The organism is Priestia koreensis, from assembly GCF_022646885.1.
Taxonomy (GTDB): domain Bacteria; phylum Bacillota; class Bacilli; order Bacillales; family Bacillaceae_H; genus Bacillus_AG; species Bacillus_AG koreensis_A.
In genome coordinates this window covers 1,545,558-1,561,113 of record NZ_CP061868.1, presented here as the reverse complement: position 1 = coordinate 1,561,113, position 15,556 = coordinate 1,545,558, and the positions used below count along the sequence as shown (strand labels likewise).

Here is a 15,556-nt window from a genome sequence, read left to right as displayed (position 1 = left end):
TGTCATCTCGCCTAATTCTCATTACCATCACGTAATCCAACTATTAAACAAAACTCCATGACGGTACAACCTTCAAGGAGTCTCTATTTTCACGCAACGTATTTCGTTTTGTCCCACTCAAAAATCGTCCATATTTTCTTTTTGTTCAATTGCCTTTTGTACTTTAGTTTAACTAGCTTTGTCATTCTCGTGTGCAAATATAAATCGAGTAGTAAGTGTCGTTGTTTTATTTAAATGTCACTGCAACCAATCTAGTAAGTTTGCTAACCATCATGAGTATTTGATTCAAATACTCAGTAATTGTTTAACCATAAAACCTATAAGAGTAAAAAACCTTAAAAGGCAAGTAGCCAATTAAGGTTTTGTTCTTAACCTAGAGCCCAAGAAAACTAGCTAATTAATTTATTTAGCATATGAAAATCTCTTACATTGCTCATCTAAATATTTTTCCCAATTTTTATATAAACGTGCTTGATTTAACTCTATGCTTCCAAAATCAGGTCCATCCATAGGCATGTATCTTACAAAAGTAGCGATGTTTTCTGGATAGTCGAAATCAGCATATATTTGCTCTATTAAACCAAGAGGGTCTTTATATTGATCTTTTTTAGTAAATAACCAGTCTAGAATTAAATACAACCATTTCTCTTTAATGGTATCGACATCTTGATGTGGTTCTAACTGTGCTAATTCATCTAGAAATGGATGAACTGGCTCGTCATGGTATAAAGATGCTAATTCAAATATTAAGCTGGACTCATTAGTATCTTCAGAAAGTAATGTTAAAGCGTGTTCAATTGCTGTGCCCGGTGGAAGAAAGTTTCTATCAATAGCATATTTTAATTCCTGCCAGGTAAACCCGGTTTTCTTCGACACATATTCATAAGTAAGTTCCATTAGTATTGAATCCATTAATATCCTCCCTGATTTGGAAATCCGGTAATTTTCCCACCTGATATAAACCGTTGATGAGAAACTTTACCACTTGGTGTTAACATATACTCGAAAATACCAGATTTACCATTGAATCCACCCTTCGTCTGAAGAAGTGTATATTGGGCACCATCTCCACCCTTAATATTAAAAACTCTTCCTGCAGCTAATTGCTCCTTAGTTAAAAAACTAGCAGCACGATGAGCCTTATCATTTTTTGTTAATGCAGTACCAATACGCTCTGCATTCATAATTTCATCTGCAGCAAGTGATGCCCTTAGTTTCTCAAATTGCGCAACATTTTTTGCACCATTATTAACCGTACCCTTATTACTCTCAACCCGCTCAATCTTTCGATTCCCATCGACCTTATACTGAGCACCTTTTTTATTCTTCAGACTCTCTAGCTGCGCTTTTGAAACCTTCTCCACGACTGTACGTGGTTTAGGTGGGTCGACCGATCGGCGGTTGTTTGCAGGTGGGGTTTCGTTTCTGTTACTCGGCAAATCATCCCCTTGACGACTGGTGGTCCAATAGCCTTCTCTTACCAGTCGATCTTCTAAGCTGTTTGGATTCCTTAAAAGTGCTTCCAATTTTGTTTGCGTTCGATTTGAAATCGCTTCCCTATGACTTTTTGTAGCCTTGGATAACTTACTTAATTTTTCTAGCTTCGATACTTTATAGCGTTTGCTGCATGTTGCACACCACCTGATACATCATCCCATGCATCTGCAAACGGCCAAAGGAACCCTAACTCTTCTCTTCTCCTCTTCCGTTAAGCGCTTTTTCTCAAGGGCTGCTTCTTTTTCTACTTTAATGAGGGCAGCGTGTGCTTTTCCCTCAGCTTTTTTGTGTAAGTAAAAACCGATTTACTCGGCAGTACGTAGCCCACCAACAAAAAAAGAAACCTTGAAAGGCATTTAGCCAATCAAGGTGTTTGCTTGGAAATCAGGATTAATTTCTCTTGATACAAAATATCATTATTTGTTTCTTCTAAAGAAGTAATTAGTCTAAATAAAGTATTTTTTCGCATAAACTTTTGGATTCAAAACTTTGATATCTCAAATTTAATCCAAGTACTCCTCAGCAATTTGTATACTTCTCTTTAAGTTTACGTCTGGGTATCGTTGATCTAGGCAATATAGTGATTCAATATACTTTTTACTTTGCAAATTATATGTCGCTTCTTCAAAAATCTCACTTAAAAATGAAAGTTCTGATTTTGTACAAACCTTTAAGAAACTCAAAGTTAAGTTTTCATCTTCACTTAGTAAAACAATTAACTCTTCCCATTTCTGCTCAATTCTTGGGTCATTTTCATCTAGTAATGCTTGTTCACATAAGGCCGCTCTAGCTATTAGGTAGATGTTAACTTCTTCTCTAATTATAATGGTTTTATTCGTTAATAATAACCAAATGCCTAGTTTGACAATTTTTCTTTAATGTAAGGATGTTGGAGAAAACTAAGCAAACTCTTGGTTAAATATTTTACCTGGTATTGATCTAAATCACTATTGACAATTAACTTACCATTCTCTTTTCTAAGTAATTGATCCGAACCGTTTTCTAAAAACAATAGATTTCCGCCAACTTGTCTTATAAGACTCCCAATAACTTTAAACAAAACTTCTATTCCTTGATAGAAAGTGTTATCAAATAATTGAACTCTAATGCATACATTTACATCTAAATCGTAATGCCTTCTAATAAAAGCTATGTCAGATATATCCTCTATTTCTAGAGCTAATGAAAAATACTCAATCCCAATAACTATTTCTTCTTCACTAATGTGAACAGTTATATCTTCGTTCACATACCCAACTATTATACTTCGAATAATTTCCGCCAGGGATTTACAACTTAAATTAGAGCTTAAAAACAATTCGTAATCCATTTATTTCTCCTCTCCAAATACTCGTGTAATTTTTCCGTCGTTCACAATAAGTAATTCTTTTAAGTTTTTCAAATCTCCATTTGAATTAGCTTTTCTTTGAATACCTTCAGTAATTTCAAGAATTTTCTCAGATGGAAAATTATCCACATTAAGAACAATTCTTTCTGCCTGTGTTTTTGTTTTATTTGTTATGGTCCTAAGGACATTATCTGTCTTCGTATTTGGTGTTGGGGAATAACAATCAAATACTTTGCCTTCAATGAGAAAATCTGGATTAGATGTTACTTTTATACCATGACCATTACCGCCATTTACTTCATTTAACATTTTTATTTCATAGCCCTTATTTGCCAAGAAATCTGCTGTTTCATTGTCTTTCTTAACACCATGTGAATCACCCTTTGTGTATTCTCCTTTTGGCTTACTACCCTTAGGTAATGACGGTTCAGTCAGATTAGTATTACCCGTACCCTTAACCCCACCACTATCTAAATTCCAGATCCTACTCTGAATACTCGCCTTTGAGGCATCTTGAGATTCTTAGAATTTCCCGCTATAGTTTGTTCGATTTCTAGCGACACTTCCATCTGACATTATTTCTATACCTTTTGCTAATATATTTTCAATTATATAATACTAGTAGTTTCTGTTAGCTTTAATTTATAAAAATAGCTTTTATAAATTTATAGTATACGTTTTAATTAAAAAAGCACTTGTTGCCTCAAATAGGCAATCAAGTGCTTTAAGTTTATAAATATTTGCAAGTTTTATAAGTTATTTTAGTATTGACAGTATGACATCTGTTTTACTACATGGCAAGTGTAACGTTTAAACACTTTAGCTTGTTTAATCTCGTGTGTTTCGTCCCTCTGACATCCATAAGTGGTCCCATGTAAGTAAAATGTCATCTCGCTTATTCTAGCTCTTATTGCTTAATTGTCAAAATAGCACTCCTTTATAGTCTAGCCTTCATGAGTTATTAATTCAAATTCAAGGATATCTTTAACTGTATACAATTAAAAAACTATTATTTCCTTGTTTATCACCATGAGCTTTGTCATTCTCGTCAGTTTGTTAGTTATTCCATATTTATACTGTCCTTTCCATTCAAAAGGTCTAGCCCAATTTTCGTTCTTTTCTCGCTATCCATGTTCTTATTGCTCAATAAATCTTCCAGATTAAACTTGATATTTTATTTTAACTCATTAGTCTGCTTATCAAGTAATCGACAGGAGATTTGTTTCGCTCCAACAAAGTAATATTTTTCACTATTGAAACCCTCAGCAATGAACTTAAAAATATAATTACCTTTATCCACTTCAAATTTATCTGTTAAATTCTCTATTTCTTCCTCAGTAGCTAATCTAATTACGGGATATGATGTATCTGTTTTCCAGCCAAAAGGTAGAGAAACAAAGTGCACTTGCTCAAAATTAATCTCAATATTAACCTTTTTTATTGTATTATCCAACCGGCCTATAATTGTCAAATCCCATCCATTTGATAAAGCAACATCAAAATCCATCCATAGCTCTTGAGAAGCATATTCATTGATTCGTGTTATTACTTGAAGTACTTCATTTTCATTCATAAAAACCCTTTGTTCACTCAATATTGTCACTTCCTCATCTATTTAACTGAATATGCGTATCTTTTGCAGCCTCTTCATTAAATAAAGGGTTCGGCCGCCCATCTTTATGTGTTTCCTTTAATGTACTTTCATGGTGCCATTTCCCATTGGAATCCATATATTCTGTTCCGTTACCAGGCTTCTGTCTTCCCACTCTATAAATACTTCCCGATTTTCCATACTGAGTTTCAGCTTCGTGAGCTCTTATCTCGTATTTATAATCACCATCAACCCACTTTTCTTTGAATCTTCCCGGTAATTCATCTAGCCCTTGTCGCTTCATTACTTCATCTAAGAAATCTTCAGGGTTAGTTGTTTTAGTCAAATCGACTTTACCCGTACCCTTAGTACTCTCAACCCGCTCAATCTTTCGATTCCCATCAACCTTATACTGAGCACCTTTTTTATTTTTCATACTCTCTAGCTGCGCTTTTGAAACCTTCTCCACGACTATACGTGTTTTAGGTGGGTCGACAGATCGGCGGTTGTTTGCAGGTGGGGTTTCGTTTCTGTTACTCGGCAAATTATCCCCTTGACGACTGGCCGTCCAATAGCCTTCTCCTACCAGTCGATCTTCTAAGCTGTTTGGATTCCTTAAAAGTGCTTCCAGTTTTGTTTGCGTTCGATTTGCAATCGCTTCCGTATGACTTTTTGTAGCCTTAGATAACTTACTTAATTTTTCTAGCTTCGATACTTTGGATACTTTGTCCACACCTTTTGTACCCAGTACCCCAATCGCAACACTCGTGGCGATGTAAGAAAGCGCATGCGCTCTACTTTCGGCATCACCGTGGACGATTTGTTCGTTCCATGACTTCGCGATGCTTTGTCCGATGCTTTTTGCGACTCCTGTTGGATCGTCCCAGACCGCTTTAGCACCTTTTGCGATGTTTTTCCCGGTTTCAATCGGATGGGTCACGAGCTGTACAGCATCATGCCACGTATCACCAATCGCATCGCCTGCTCCGTCCGAAAATCCGTCCCAGCTCTTTTCAGCCGTTTCGACCACGTATTCGGTGCCTTTCTTCACTTTGTCCACACCTGCGTCCCAAGTATCCTTTGTAGCGTGGGCCGCATGCTGCACACCACCTGATACATCATCCCATGCATCCGCAAACGGCGCTAAGAACCCTAACTCTTCTCTTCTTTTCGCCTCTTCCGCTAACCGCTTCTTCTCAAGGGCCGCCTCTTTTTTGGCTTTAATACGGTCAGCGTGCGCTTTTCGCTCTGCTTTCTTTTCCTTCACATACGCCACAGCCTCAGCGTCTGCCCCTTTTGTGAGCTGATAGGCTTCGCTCGCATGGTAAGACTTGGAGTTAAAAAACATCGGTGAGGCGCTACCGTTTTGTTTCGTGGCGTTGATTAACGCTTGGATGTTTTTGTTTACCACATCGTAGAACTGCTTCATTTTATCATAATCACCAACAAGATCTTGGTCAAGTTCGTCCACGGCTTCAATGGTGTGCAGTCGTTTTGTATCGGAGTCATCAATATGCTTGTCGTATTGTTCACTCGAAAATACGCTCAGTGAGAGGATATCGTCGATTTGATGAAAAATGCCCTGTAGCGCATCCTTCTGATCCGCCACCATCTTTTTCGCCTGCTTTGTGCTCGCATCTAAGTTTTGTTCTAAAAAAGGCACCGCAACAAACGTTTCTCCTGCTAAATGGGCTTCTGCCATCTTTGTATGAACCGTTTTAAAGAACGCAATGTGCGTTTCAATTAAATTCAGCCACTGATCGGCAATTTCAATGTGCGCTTTATAAAACGCTTTAATGTTATTCGCACCTTTTCCTTTAAAATCATTTTCTAGGCTAGTGATTCCTTGAAAAGATGTTTTTAATCGTTTGATTTGGTCTTTTAAACTGGTATAAGCGACTACACGCTCTTTCGCCGCAGCGGAGAGCGTGCTCGCTTCATAAATAGCATTCTGCACTAATCAAGCCTTCCTCTCTATCCATCGAGTGTGCTTACTAGTTAAATGGTGTCATTTATTGCTTTACCATTAGTTACGAACCATTGATTCATCCTGTTCTTTTAACAAATCTACGTTTTTTTGCGTGTCTTCTAAATTCTTCGTTAATACTTGAATGTATTGTGTGACAAGATTTGAGATCGCCACTTCTTGTTCTTTCCACTTCGTCGTAATGTCTAATACGTTTTTACCAATTTCGTCAGCGCTGAATTCGGGGAACGAAATGCTGTCTTTAGCTGACGCAACGCTCTTAATCTCACTTGTCACCGCTTTGTAGTCCAATTTAATTATCGTTGACATCGTCACAGACTCCCTTTAATAAAACTAATTTTGCTCGCGACTTCTGACATGAGCTTTTCTCCTTGATTTCGGACACTTTCAACTGCTTCTTGTCCCTCATGCTGAATTTTATCCATCATCGCAGATCCTTTTTCAGCTAGCACACTCGTTTCATGCGCTAGGAAGCTTAGCTTGTTGAGACCACTTCGTTCAAATTCAAGCAAACTTATTTGATTATCAATCGATGTTATATACTCCTCGTAATCATCTGTTAAAATACGATTTAGTTCTTTTTTAGCACTTGATCGATCTTTATCAAATTTCGTCGCGCGTTCACCTGTCCAGCTCTCTCCAAGCTCTGGATTCGTCACAAGCTTGAGCTCATTCATCGAAATTGTTTTTTCTTCTAAAATATCTTTTTTTGCCGTTTCAAGACGCTGAATTTTTTCATTGATTTCGGCTACTTTTGCCGAAATCGACTGTGATATTGCTTCTAGTTCATGTGCAACACCCACTTGTAACACCTCCGTGCTATACGTAATTTCCATATTTTATAGTATAAAATGTTCACACCACAACCTAAATAGGAAGATTCTCTCTTTTTTCAAGTGTTTTTTACAAATCAACCCCAAAAAGAGGAATAAATACCCATTATACTTCCATTAATAACTATAATAGGAAAGGTCTTATGACTCTCTTTGTCTCGTTCTCTATCTTTATCCTATCAAAAAACATAGGCCATTTTTGGTTGTTCTAAAGAGTTTCTATTTCTCTAATGTCCGCAATATTCTTGGTAGAAGCAAAGCGAACAATAGAATGATACTAATGAACAGCACGCCGCCTAACGTCCACTTGAGCGTGGAGGATACCTTTGAGGAAGCGACACTTTCCGCCCCGCCTCGAACGGATACAGGTGGAGCGGAAAACAAATGAAGCTCTTTTACCTGCGAAGCAAGCGTTGTTTTCTTTTTTCCTGTATCTTTAAACAGCTGCGCGTTTAGTTCATTTTCTTCTTTTTTCTTTGTGCGCTTAAAATCAAGCCCTTGAAACTCTTCCGGGAGATTTTGAATTTCATCTCCTTGACGAAGTGAATTTGGATCATATTCAAGGTCGTTTTTCTTGTATTCATTTGGCTTAAGGCGGTCAATATCGTCAGCCGCATAGACCGTATGAATAGGTAAAAAGAGAAGGACCATCAAAATGAAGGTCCCTCGTATCTGTTTGTTAGGCGTCATAAGTCTCATCACTCTCCACTCGGTGGTTGTTCGATTTCATAAAACGAACAACGGCTGGTAGGGCAGCTAAAATGACAATAAGGCCAACCAATGCAATAACCGCTGATGTAAATAATGTGTGCGTGTCGTATTGAATCGACATATACACTTTTGATACGGGATCTTCATACCCGAAGTTCGGCATAGACAATGTTAATAGCGGCGTAATAAAGAATAAAATGAGTATGACTGTAACAATCCATCCAACAAAGTTACTTGCAAGAAACGCAAGCTGGACAATGAGGGAGGTTGCGACAAGCAATAGAATCGTATATACCGACCACTGAATGGAACGGTCATCGGATAATGTATAAATGTTTAAACTAAAAATGCTGATCATTAATCCAACAATTAAGTTTAATAGACCAAATAACGCTGCTCGTACTAAAAGAGGCGCTTTTCGATAATAATGGCTGAAATATCCAATTAGTAAGCTACTAATCAAGATAATGACCATAATAACAACCGGTGGCACTTCTTTAATCTTCTCTGCCGGTACATCTCCTTTTATTTGAACAGGATTTGCTAGATAGTTATACACGTAGTTATTTGGCTGACCGTTAATGGACGTGTTGCTTAAAATTTTATAAACATCCCCATGCACAAGCTTTGTGGAGTCTACATTTTTTGCCCATTTCGTATTTAGTTCATCCGCTTTTGCTTGAACGTCGTTGACTCGTTTTTGAAGATCTCCGGTATAGGTCACGACTTTATCCTGACGCTCCCCGAGAGATTCAATTAACGAATTCATACCTTGAAGCTCTTGGCCCATGCTTCGTTGCAATGAAACAAGTCCACCTACGTTTGGATCTGCTTCTTGCTTTGGATCATTGGTCTGCTGAAGGATTTCAGTCATCGTGTTCGCACGATCTTGAACCTGTGTTAAATCTGTGATCATTGTACTTTGTTCTTGGGCAATAGTTTGTTGATATTGCTCCACAAAGTTTGCCACCACATCATTTAAGTTTGTCGATTGATCTTTAGAAGCATCAACGTTTTCCTTCAAACTGTTTCCAAGCTCCTCCGTATTCCCTGTCCCGTACACAATGCTTCCAACACGTTCATTCGTTCCATCGCTATTTAACAGAACGCTCTTTGTATCAGTGCGGCTTACTTGATTTAGTGCCTGTTCATATTTTGAAAGGTAGTCATTATAATCAATCAACGCTTTAATATCGGACGTTTGAATGACTGGACTAAATTCCTCTTGAAGTCGCTGTTTGCGCTCGTCTGATAGAAGGTAAGACGACTGAATGCGCTCTTCTTTTTGCTTGATTAACGCGACAATGGTCGCCACGTCTTCCTTGCGTTCATCAGGTAGTTTTGTCATATCATCTACAAAAGCTTTTAAAGCTTCGTATCGTTCATTCAAATCGTTGTAGTTTGCTGATAATTCATCATACGCTTTTTGCAGCTTCTGTAAATCACCGTTGTTTTGCTGTTGCTGTAGCTCTAACAGCTGCTTCTGTACTTCTGCAAATCGCTTCTGTAAGTCATCGTACTTTTGCTGTAGCTCAGATGAATCTGATGGTGCTGATGCTTGTTCGGCTAATTTTTTCTCTACTGCCTCAATGCGAGCGGCAACATCCGTTAAGGATTCAATCGCTTCCGTTACTTCTGGTGTTTTTTCACCCGTCATTTCTTCAAGCTTCTTTTTCGTTTCGGATACCTTTGCTGCAAGAGCCGTTAACTCTGCACGTTCCGCTTCAAATGACGGCCCGTTGTCTGGTGGCGTTGTACCCCCATCTCCTGGTGGTGTTGTACCTCCGTCTCCTGGTGGCGTTGTGCCCCCATCTCCGGGTGGTGTCGTGCCCCCGTCTCCGGGTGGCGTTGTACCCCCATCTCCGGGTGGTGTCGTGCCCCCGTCTCCTGGTGGCGTTGTGCCCCCATCTCCTGGTGGTGTTGTGCCTCCGTCTACGGGTGGCGTTGTACCTCCATCTCCTGGTGGCGTTGTACCCCCGTCTCCTGGAACTTCAGGGTCTGGCTCTTCAGGAGTTGGTACTTGTAGCTCCTTTCGAAGCGGCATAAGCTTTTCCTCTAGCTCGTTAAACGCTGTGATTGCTTCTTGCTGGCGATACTGATCTAATAAATCGTTATTAAACGTCTTCAAATCGCTTTCCTGTGTAGCAGACTTGTCTGCCTGTGCTACTTGAAGCTCCTCTGCCATCTGTGACTGTGCCTGTAGCTGTTGCTCTAATGATGAAATGCTACTCGACACTTGGCTTGTTTGATCTTGGAATAGCGCTTGAATGCCTTCTTGGTTCTCTCCTACATGCTGAATGCTTGTTTGCAAGCTTTGCAGACTTGCTGCCTGTGCTTGCTGCAATAAAGAATCCTGCGCTTCTTGATAAGCCTTGTATTGATCGACATATTGTACAAAGCTTTCTAGGTTCGCTTCAATTTGCTGAACGTCTTCTTTTCGAGTCGCTGATCCTTTTTCCGCATTTTTTACACTTTCTTGAATCTGTTCGAGCGTTTTCTTTTGGTTATCAAGCTCTCCTGCTAAATCCTTCGACCCTGGCTTGTAAAACGCAAGCATCGTCTTTTGGAACTTGATTTCCTTATCTAAAATGTTGTCAAACTTTCCGCGCACATCATCCATTTCTTGTGCGACGTAGTTCCAGTAGCGAGATGTAATCTCATTACTTGCTTTTGATGACGCCGCTTCTAGCTCACGCACGACCTTCTGCTTATCAACAGACGTGAGGCGGCTTTGGACACGATACTGAAGACTTGCCTTTTCAGGACGATTATCCGTATACGTAAGAGCACTGCTTGAGTAATTTGACGGAATGTAGACAACCGCCTCGTATTGTCCGCTTTTTAATCCTTGATTCGCAACCGAGCGGGTCACGTTTTTCCACTCGTATTGCGAATCCTTTTGCAAAATCGGAGCCACTTTTGCTCCGAAATCAACCTCTTTTCCCCCATCCGTTCCTCCAACACCTCGGTCCTCGTTTACCACTGCAATCTGACCTGAAGCGGTATCAGATACTTTTAGTGGGTTGTCACCAACATATTGGAAAAACAGAGCCGGAAGCGCCAGTATTAAAACGATGGCTAATACGAGCTTAACGCCGTACCTTTGCTTCTCACTCATGTTAAGATCTTCCTTTCAACAGTGCATAATGGGATTTGAATGCGCGTTGCTTTACCATTTTCAACGAAATATCCAAATCCAGGATTAATATCTGGCTCTCTGCGATCATACGACAGCGTAAAGAGAGTTTGTTCGGATTTTTTCATTAGCAGCAGTGCTTGAGATACCTGCTTGAGCTCCGTTGTTAATGCATCGAAGCCCTTTGAGAAATCTGCTGGAACACCCGCTGCCACTAAATTAAATCCTAAGTGACCATAGTTTTTCATTAGCTTTGTAATACGTTCTTGCAGAAGAGCATCAATGGTTTTTTGGAATCGTCCAAACCCATCAATCACAAGAAGAATTGGCGTATAGGATAGGTTTTGTACCGTCCCCTGATGAACGGCATCCAAGTACTGCTGTTCACGTTCTTGTAACGTTGCTTCTGTGGCATCAAGCCAAGCCACGATTTGCTCTTTTGTTTCGACATACTGAATTTGCTCTTCTCCTGCGTAAGCGGTCAAGCCTCGGTCAATGGAATCAAATAACCCAATATGGTGAATTCCTTGTGACATAGCGGTGGTTAAAAACAACTTCACGGCATTGGTTTTTCCTTTAAACCCTGGTCCCATGATTAAGAAATGTTTATTTTTCTTAAAGCTCATGTGAACCGGACGAACGGTTTCTTCATCAAGGCCAAGTGGGACAACCCCAATATCATGTACAGTTCTGCGATGCTCTAGTAGTTCATCTAAATGAAGCTCAGCAGACAGCATTGGCACTGGATCTGGCATTTCCTGTTCGCTATACTTCGCTTTTAGTGCTTGTACGTCTTGTTTGATACGCTCTGAAATGTCAAAGTCATTTTCTCCATCAGCTGGTAAGAACATTTGAGCAAAAAAGGCGTTATCTGTTTTGATAATTGCTCGGCCTGGTATTGCTTCTAGTTTATATGGCACTCTTCCTAAAACTGAATAAGACTCTGAGCTATCCATCAGGTAATGAACGACCTTTGTTTTTAAGTTATTCATGAGTGATTGACGGACAGAGTTAATGCGGGTCGCTGTAAAAATCATATAGATTCCGAGCGACTGACCGTCACGTACAAACTGCGTAAACTGCATCTCCAAGTCAGACATCTCATCTTTGACCAAGTCAAAATTGTCGATCGTAATAAAAATGATCGGTAGCTCTTCATCGCTTAGCGTATTGTACATTTTAATATTGCTTACCTCACGCTTTTGGAAGAGCTGCTTACGTCTTGCCATTTCCTGCTTCAAAATCCCCACAAATTTCTCAATTTTACGCTCCTGATCCATTAGGAAATAGTCAGCGGTATGTGGAAGCTGGCGAAGTGGTAAAAGCGTCCCATTTCCAAAGTCAAAGATATAGTAGTGAAGCTCCTCAGGCGTGTAGCGCTCTGCGAAACTCATCAGGAGTGACATCGCAGTAAAGGATTTTCCGTAACCGGATGATCCAAAAATCCCAATATTACCACCGTCCATCATCCGATAGCTATAAGACTCTTGACTTTGCTTTTCTGGTTCATCCACTAAGCCAATCGGGAACTCATCTTCCTGATCAGATTCATACTGTGATCGGTAAAGACGTTCTTCAAGCGGTGGAAGCCACGGACTGTTTAGCTTTCTAATCCCAAGCTCATGCTGCACCTCTTCAATTCGATCAACAATAACCTCAATTTCAGATTGAACCTGCTTCTTTTTCGTCGGCTGTGCAGACACATCCGATAGCGGGATTAGCCCTAAATCGGTAACAATTGCTACCTCGTCCTCCGTATCGAAGCTGTCCTCCATGTACGGTGCTCCGCTCCACGCGGACTGAAACAGCTCGTATACTTCATTGTTTCCGACCTGCAGGTAACCACGACCCGTAACGGTAATAGAGGCGGCATCCGCATTTTTTATAATTTCTTTACTGTCTGTTGCATCCTGAACCTTAAGGGCGACTTTAAAGCGCGCATTACTCCAGATTTGATCATCAATAACCCCACCTGGCTTTTGCGTCGCTAAAATTAAATGAACCCCTAAGCTTCGCCCAATACGCGCCGCACTGACAAGCTCATGAATAAACTCTGGCTCCTCGCTTTTTAACTCCGCAAATTCATCAGAAATTAAAAACAGATGAGGGAGCGGCTCTTCAGCCTGCTGTTGCTTATAAAGATCCGTGTAATCATTAATATGATTTACTTCATAGCGATCAAAGAGGCGCTGCCTGCGCTTAAGCTCACTTCGAATCGAAGCGAGTGCCCGGGCGCTAAAGTTCTGGCTTCCCTCAATATTTGTAATCGTTCCAAGTAAATGAGGCATATTTTTAAACGGCTGTGCCATTCCCCCACCCTTGTAGTCAATGAGGAGAAAAGCCACTTCATGAGGGTGGAAATGTACGGCTAGCGATAAAATATACGTTTGTAAAAATTCACTCTTCCCTGATCCCGTTGTCCCTGCTAAAAGTCCATGCGGTCCATGTGCCTTTTCATGAAGGTTCAGCTCAACTAAATCCTCTTTCCCTTTTAAACCGATGGGAACAGCAAGTGACTTAGCCGATTCTCTCGTTTGCCAGTTGCCTGAAATATCGAGTTCGTCCACTTCTTTTGCCTTAAATAATTCCAAAAATGACACGCTGTTCGGAATGGAATTGGTCATTCCTACTTGGTGAATAAGGGTACGAAGCATACGTGCATACGGCTCGTTGTCTTCTGTACGATGCTGATCGAGAGCAAAAGGAATCGTAACCGCCTTTTTACGCTGAATTAAAATCTCGCCCTTTTCCTCATTCACATAGCGAATTAACGTATGAATGTGCTCTGTTAAGCTCTCCTTCGCTTCTGTTGCAAAGATGGTAGAGAAGCCAAGATGAGGATGTTCACCCTCTAAGTATTCTAAAATAACGTGATCAGCGATTAGTGATTGATTCGCAATGATGAAGACAAAATGAGGAAGAAATACACGTTTTTCCTTTTCTTCACTTAAATCTCGCTCGCGAATGAGCTCATAAATCGATGAAAGGAGCTGATCGCGTGATTGCTCATTGTAGATGAAGCCCTTTGCATATGTATGAGGGAGCTGAAAGTGTGGAAGCCATTTGAGCCATTCCCACTCGCTGTAATCCGCTTCATCAAAAATCAGCACAAAGCGCACATCATGATAGCTATGAGCGAAGGCTAACTGCCCGATCATCTGCTGCAGTTCCTTTTTCACCGTCGTTTTCTTTCCGATAATCCCCATTGCACCGTGCCCAAGATGAGCTGTAACCGGAGCATTTTGAACCTCGCGATATATTTTCTCAAGCTCCTGCGACTGCTCCATCAGCTCGTCCATTTCGCGATTCGACATATCTGCGTTATTCATGGAAATCGTATAGCTTGCTGGAACGCTTCCTACCCCTAAACGAACTTCTAAGAAATCCTCGTGCTCAACGGTGCGCTCCCAAATACGATCGGAAATTTGCTGCGTTAAGTATTTCATTCGATCGAACGTTGGAAAGTGATAGTGCAAAATGTCACGCTGAGATTCTGATACGTGATAAAGCTCTTCACGCTTATTTTCCAAGTATTTGGAGTAAATACGCGTTCGGCGTTCTTTTTTTTCTCTGCGCATCTTTTTATCCTTGAAATATTGAACCGTTGATACGACTAACGTTGTCGTAAACATCATAACTGAAACAATCATAAACAGTCCGCGCGGCTGAATAATGGCCACTACTCCCATTACCACCATCATCACAAGCGGTGGTAAAATCGTGAGCCATAAGCTTCTTCCTCCGTCATCGTTATCTTGAATAGGAAACGACAGCTGCACCTTGTCATCGGGTAGGTCGTACATCATACGAGGTGTACGACGATAAAACGGATATTTCTTTTTCATTTCTGATATTGGCTGCTCAGTCACCGACAGCGTTGTTTCAAAGTCTCTCCAGCTAATAACTTCTAGCAGGTCGTCTTCGACCAAGCGCAACGTCATAGCCGACCAAAAAATTAGGTCACCCGCTTGTAAGGAGTGCTCTTCGTGAACCACATTTCCGTTTACGTACACAGGTGATCGACCAGGGAACAATGTCCATGACGTTCCTAGACGGAGTAGCTTCACGTCCTGTCCTTCGTGAATCAGACTTTCTGTTTGAACAATTGTTCCGTGTTCGCCCGATAAAAAAAGCTCAGGATGCTTTCCGATGTAATACGTTCCTTTGTTTACCGGTGAGGGTGTCACTAAAAGGGTAATAAGCTGATCACCTTCAGATAGGCGAAGAGGCTCATAGGCGACAAGCTCTCCTACTACTTTATCCCCTTGTGAAAGAGATAGCCCTCCTGTATCATCGTTCTTAGTAATGGTTATTTCTCCCTTTTCGAAAGAAAAAGAAGAAACCGTTATCGTATCATCATAGCTCGGCCCGATGGTCGCTAATCGAAAAGTCGTCGGGTCGATTGCTAACTGCTGGTACGCTTCATTATGAAAAATCCATAGCATCATTCTCA

The 15,556-nt window shown here is 40.5% G+C and carries 11 protein-coding genes and 1 pseudogene; all 12 read right to left on the bottom strand.

Annotation, left to right across the window (positions count from 1 at the left end; translation table 11 throughout):
* Positions 1 to 402: 402 nt before the first annotated feature.
* Complete coding sequence (locus tag IE339_RS07745) at positions 403 to 912, bottom strand: DUF2247 family protein (RefSeq protein WP_242175277.1); 510 nt, start codon at positions 910 to 912, stop codon at positions 403 to 405.
* A complete protein-coding gene (locus IE339_RS07740; protein WP_242175276.1) occupies positions 912 to 1,439 on the bottom strand; it encodes a hypothetical protein in 528 nt (175 codons plus the stop codon). The genes IE339_RS07745 and IE339_RS07740 overlap by 1 nt, the downstream gene beginning before the upstream one ends.
* Before the next feature lie 914 nt (positions 1,440 to 2,353).
* Positions 2,354 to 2,827, bottom strand: coding sequence for a hypothetical protein (locus IE339_RS07735; protein ID WP_242175275.1), 474 nt, complete (start codon positions 2,825 to 2,827; stop codon positions 2,354 to 2,356).
* The gene (locus IE339_RS07730) at positions 2,828 to 3,181 is read right to left on the bottom strand and encodes a CdiA C-terminal domain-containing protein (protein WP_242176145.1); all 354 of its coding nucleotides are present in this window, start codon (positions 3,179 to 3,181) and stop codon (positions 2,828 to 2,830) included.
* A gap of 105 nt (positions 3,182 to 3,286) precedes the next feature.
* Positions 3,287 to 3,421, bottom strand: a pseudogene (locus IE339_RS07725) (hypothetical protein); the annotation flags it as partial.
* Positions 3,422 to 4,019: 598 nt separating this feature from the next.
* Complete coding sequence (locus IE339_RS07720) at positions 4,020 to 4,439, bottom strand: hypothetical protein (RefSeq protein ID WP_053402956.1); 420 nt, start codon at positions 4,437 to 4,439, stop codon at positions 4,020 to 4,022.
* Positions 4,440 to 4,452: 13 nt separating this feature from the next.
* Entirely contained in the window at positions 4,453 to 6,393 is a 1,941-nt protein-coding gene (locus IE339_RS07715) for a T7SS effector LXG polymorphic toxin (RefSeq protein WP_242175274.1), read from the bottom strand.
* Positions 6,394 to 6,462: 69 nt separating this feature from the next.
* Positions 6,463 to 6,732 (bottom strand): DUF5344 family protein, encoded by a 270-nt coding sequence (locus tag IE339_RS07710; protein WP_053402958.1) that lies wholly within the window; start codon positions 6,730 to 6,732, stop codon positions 6,463 to 6,465.
* Positions 6,733 to 6,734: 2 nt separating this feature from the next.
* Positions 6,735 to 7,226, bottom strand: coding sequence for a YwqH-like family protein (locus IE339_RS07705; protein WP_242175273.1), 492 nt, complete (start codon positions 7,224 to 7,226; stop codon positions 6,735 to 6,737).
* Between the two features lie 249 nt (positions 7,227 to 7,475).
* A complete protein-coding gene (gene essA / locus IE339_RS07700) occupies positions 7,476 to 7,907 on the bottom strand; it encodes a type VII secretion protein EssA (RefSeq protein ID WP_242176144.1) in 432 nt (143 codons plus the stop codon).
* 28 nt (positions 7,908 to 7,935) lie between these two features.
* Entirely contained in the window at positions 7,936 to 11,085 is a 3,150-nt protein-coding gene (gene esaA / locus IE339_RS07695) for a type VII secretion protein EsaA (RefSeq protein WP_242175272.1), read from the bottom strand.
* Entirely contained in the window at positions 11,082 to 15,551 is a 4,470-nt protein-coding gene (gene essC / locus IE339_RS07690; protein WP_242175271.1) for a type VII secretion protein EssC, read from the bottom strand. Before essC ends, esaA begins: the two co-directional genes overlap by 4 nt.
* Positions 15,552 to 15,556 lie beyond the last annotated feature (5 nt).

Excerpts from the sequence above, each read along its gene's own strand:
- IE339_RS07745 (WP_242175277.1), bottom strand. The coding sequence starts at position 912 with ATGGATTCAATACTAATGGAACTTACTTATGAATATGTGTCGAAGAAA.
- IE339_RS07735 (WP_242175275.1), bottom strand. The coding sequence starts at position 2,827 with ATGGATTACGAATTGTTTTTAAGCTCTAATTTAAGTTGTAAATCCCTG.
- IE339_RS07710 (WP_053402958.1), bottom strand. The coding sequence starts at position 6,732 with ATGTCAACGATAATTAAATTGGACTACAAAGCGGTGACAAGTGAGATT.
- essA (WP_242176144.1), bottom strand. The coding sequence starts at position 7,907 with ATGGTCCTTCTCTTTTTACCTATTCATACGGTCTATGCGGCTGACGAT.
- esaA (WP_242175272.1), bottom strand. The coding sequence starts at position 11,085 with ATGAGTGAGAAGCAAAGGTACGGCGTTAAGCTCGTATTAGCCATCGTT.
- essC (WP_242175271.1), bottom strand. The coding sequence starts at position 15,551 with ATGATGCTATGGATTTTTCATAATGAAGCGTACCAGCAGTTAGCAATC.